This window comes from Mesorhizobium sp. M0058 (assembly GCF_040323095.1).
In the GTDB taxonomy this organism is placed as follows: Bacteria; Pseudomonadota; Alphaproteobacteria; order Rhizobiales; family Rhizobiaceae; genus Mesorhizobium.
Genome location: NZ_JAMYUQ010000061.1, coordinates 1 through 622 on the forward strand (window position 1 = coordinate 1; position 622 = coordinate 622).

At 62.9% G+C, this 622-nt stretch carries 1 protein-coding gene and 1 pseudogene; both read right to left on the reverse strand.

Going from position 1 to position 622, the window contains the following annotated elements:
• The coding region (locus NKJ75_RS32790; protein ID WP_352500765.1) for a TadE/TadG family type IV pilus assembly protein at positions 1-288 on the reverse strand (288 nt) is incomplete at its 3' end.
• A 4-nt stretch (positions 289-292) separates the two neighbouring features.
• A pseudogene (locus tag NKJ75_RS32795) lies at positions 293-622 on the reverse strand (pilus assembly protein TadG-related protein); the annotation flags it as partial.

Sequence of the window (622 nt, forward strand, 5' to 3'; positions counted from 1 at the left end):
CGTGGCGCCGCACAAATAGGAGCGGACCAGCACGACCGCGGCGTCCTCGGGCTTGTCGTTCCAGCTCGAAAGCGCGACCGCCTGCTTCCCGGTGTCATTGGACGCGCCGGCCATCACGAGATTGGCCGCGGTTTTGACGCCCGCGCGCATCTGCAGGTAACTCGTCACGTAGGACCAGCCATCGGCGATGCCGAGGCAGACCAAGCACAGGACGGGCAGCAACATGGCAAACTCCACGGCGGCTATCCCGGATTTGTCCCGGACAATGCGCAAGGTCCGCCCACCCATCCCGCTACTCGACAAGCTGAACGGACAGTGCCGCCGGAATGTCGTCCATCCCGAGGCCTTTGCAGTTCTGCTTGATCGTCGTACTGCCTGACCACTGGATAGTGTCGGCGACGACCTGAGTGCAGCCACCGTTCCCCGAGAAGTTGCCAAGGTAGTTGACCTGCTGCCTGGGAAAATAGATGGCGCCGGTCAAAAGCGAGTCCGCTGTGCCGTTGAAGGTGCTCTGTGCCGCAGTCCCGGTCCTGTCGACGTAGAACAGCACGCCGGAATAGGCTCCGGAGGTAGGCGCGCTCAGCGTCACCTTGGCGTTGCCGTTCATGCTGACGGTGTTGCT